Origin of the sequence: Pseudogracilibacillus sp. SO30301A (assembly GCF_037072025.1) — a bacterium.
Classification (GTDB): Bacteria; Bacillota; Bacilli; order Bacillales; family Amphibacillaceae; genus Pseudogracilibacillus.
In genome coordinates this window covers 1-3,131 of record NZ_JAXHDD010000109.1, presented here as the reverse complement: position 1 = coordinate 3,131, position 3,131 = coordinate 1, and the positions used below count along the sequence as shown (strand labels likewise).

Here is a 3,131-nt window from a genome sequence, read left to right as displayed (position 1 = left end):
TAAACTTAGTTAAGTCCTCGATCTATTAGTATTCGTCAGCTTCACGTATCACTACGCTTCTACCTCGAACCTATCAACCTTATCGTCTCGTAAGGGATCTTACTCATTTAACATGATGGGAAGTCTCATCTTGAGGCGGGTTTCGTGCTTAGATGCTTTCAGCACTTATCCTTGCCACACGTAGCTACCCAGCTATGCTCCTGGCGGAACAACTGGTACACCAGTGGTGTGTCCATCCCGGTCCTCTCGTACTAAGGACAGCTCCTCTCAAACTTCCAACGCCCACGACGGATAGGGACCGAACTGTCTCACGACGTTCTGAACCCAGCTCGCGTACCGCTTTAATGGGCGAACAGCCCAACCCTTGGGACCGACTACAGCCCCAGGATGCGATGAGCCGACATCGAGGTGCCAAACCTCCCCGTCGATGTGAACTCTTGGGGGAGATAAGCCTGTTATCCCCGGGGTAGCTTTTATCCGTTGAGCGATGGCCCTTCCATGCGGAACCACCGGATCACTAAGTCCGACTTTCGTCCCTGCTCGACTTGTTGGTCTCGCAGTCAAGCTCCCTTCTGCCTTTACACTCGAAGAATGATTTCCAACCATTCTGAGGGAACCTTTGAGCGCCTCCGTTACCTTTTGGGAGGCGACCGCCCCAGTCAAACTGCCATTCTGACACTGTCTCCGAACCGGATCACGGTCCTGGGTTAGAATGTTCATACAGCCAGAGTGGTATCCCACCGGTGCCTCCACGTAAGCTAGCGCTCACGTTTCTCAGGCTCCCACCTATCCTGTACAAGCTGCACAAACATTCCATATCAGATTACAGTAAAGCTCCACGGGGTCTTTCCGTCCTGTCGCGGGTAATGCGCATCTTCACGCATAGTATAATTTCACCGGGTCTCTCGTTGAGACAGTGCCCAAGTCGTTGCACCTTTCGTGCGGGTCGGAACTTACCCGACAAGGAATTTCGCTACCTTAGGACCGTTATAGTTACGGCCGCCGTTTACTGGGGCTTCGGTTCAATGCTTCGCACTTACGTACTAACACATCCCCTTAACCTTCCAGCACCGGGCAGGTGTCAGCCCCTATACTTCGCCTTGCGGCTTCGCAGAGACCTATGTTTTTGCTAAACAGTCGCTTGGGCCTGTTCACTGCGGCTTCTCATACAAGAAGCACCCCTTCTCCCGAAGTTACGGGGTCATTTTGCCGAGTTCCTTAACGAGAGTTCTCCCGCTCACCTTCGGATTCTCTCCGCGCCTACCTGTGTCGGTTTCGGGTACGGGCACCTGTGATCTCACTAGAGGTTTTTCTAGGCAGTGTGAAATGAGGAACTTCGGTACTAAATTTCCCTCCCCATCACAGCTTGAGATTGTTGGACGGATTTACCTATCCAACTCCCTCACTGCTTGGGCGCACACATCCATCCGTGCGCTTTCCCTATCCTCCTGCGTCTCCCCATCGTTCAAACGATCACGAGGTGGTACAGGAATATCAACCTGTTGTCCATCGCCTACGCCTTTCGGCCTCGGCTTAGGTCCCGACTAACCCTGAGAGGACGAACCTTCCTCAGGAAACCTTAGGCTTTCGGTGAAAGAGATTCTCACTCTTTTTTCGTTACTCATACCGGCATTCTCACTTCTAAAAACTCCACTAGTCCTCACGGTCTAGCTTCAACGTCATTAGAACGCTCTCCTACCATTGTTCCTACGGAACAATCCACAGTTTCGGTGATACGCTTAGCCCCGGTACATTTTCGGCGCAAAGTCACTCGACCAGTGAGCTATTACGCACTCTTTAAATGGTGGCTGCTTCTAAGCCAACATCCTGGTTGTCTGTGCAACTTCACATCCTTTTCCACTTAGCGTATACTTTGGGACCTTAACTGGTGGTCTGGGTTGTTTCCCTCTCGACAATGAACCTTATCACCCACTGTCTGACTCCCAAGATGAAGTAATTGGCATTCGGAGTTTGACTGAATTCGGTAACCCGATGAGGGCCCCTAGTCCAATCAGTGCTCTACCTCCAACACTTCTATATCTTGAGGCTAGCCCAAAAGCTATTTCGGAGAGAACCAGCTATCTCCGTGTTCGATTGGCTTTTCACCCCTACCCACACCTCATCCCCGCATTTTTCAACATACGTGGGTTCGGGCCTCCAGTCAGTGTTACCTGACCTTCACCCTGGACATGGGTAGATCACACGGTTTCGGGTCTACGACTGTATACTTATATCGCCCATTTCAGACTCGCTTTCGCTGCGGCTCCGTGAATAATCCACTTAACCTTGCATACAATCGTAACTCGCCGGTCCATTCTGCAATAGGTACGCCGTCACACATAAATGTGCTCCGACTACTTGTAGGCACACGGTTTCAGGTACTCTTTCACTCCCCTCTCGGGGTACTTTTCACCTTTCCCTCACGGTACTGGTTCACTATCGGTCACTAGGGAGTATTTAGCCTTGGGAGATGGTCCTCCCGGATTCCGACGGAATTTCACGTGTTCCGCCGTACTCAGGATCCACTTCAGAGAAAATACATTTTCGATTACAGGGCTATTACCTTCTTTGGCTGATCTTTCCAGATCGATTCATCTAACATATTTCTTTGTAACTCCTAATGAAGTGTCCTACAACCCCAGTAAGTAAACTTACTGGTTTGGGCTAATTCCATTTCGCTCGCCGCTACTAAGGAAATCGCTTTTGCTTTCTCTTCCTCCAGGTACTAAGATGTTTCAGTTCCCTGGGTGTGCCTCATCTACTCTATGTATTCAAGTAGATGTACTATTCCATTACGAATAGCGGGTTTCCCCATTCGGAAATCTTCGGATCAACGTTTACTTACAACTCCCCGAAGCATATCGGTGTTAGTCCCGTCCTTCATCGGCTCCTAGTGCCAAGGCATTCACCGTGCGCCCTTGTTCACTTAACTAAACCTACAAATTAAAATCTATACTGATATTCAAAAATTGATGTCGTTGATTATCTTGCTCTTATTTAGTTTTCAAGGTGCAAACTTCCACAGAATGTGGTGACTTCTGTGTTCGTCACAAATCTTTTTCAGTGGGACGAGCATTGATGCGCAGTCCCAAGACGTGACGGTTCTTAACAGAAGTTTCTTTTGAGAGTTT

The 3,131-nt window shown here is 49.5% G+C and carries 1 rRNA gene; it reads right to left on the bottom strand.

Going from position 1 to position 3,131, the window contains the following annotated elements:
- Positions 1-5 precede the first annotated feature (5 nt).
- Positions 6-2,932, bottom strand: a 23S ribosomal RNA gene (locus SPD89_RS22505).
- Positions 2,933-3,131 lie beyond the last annotated feature (199 nt).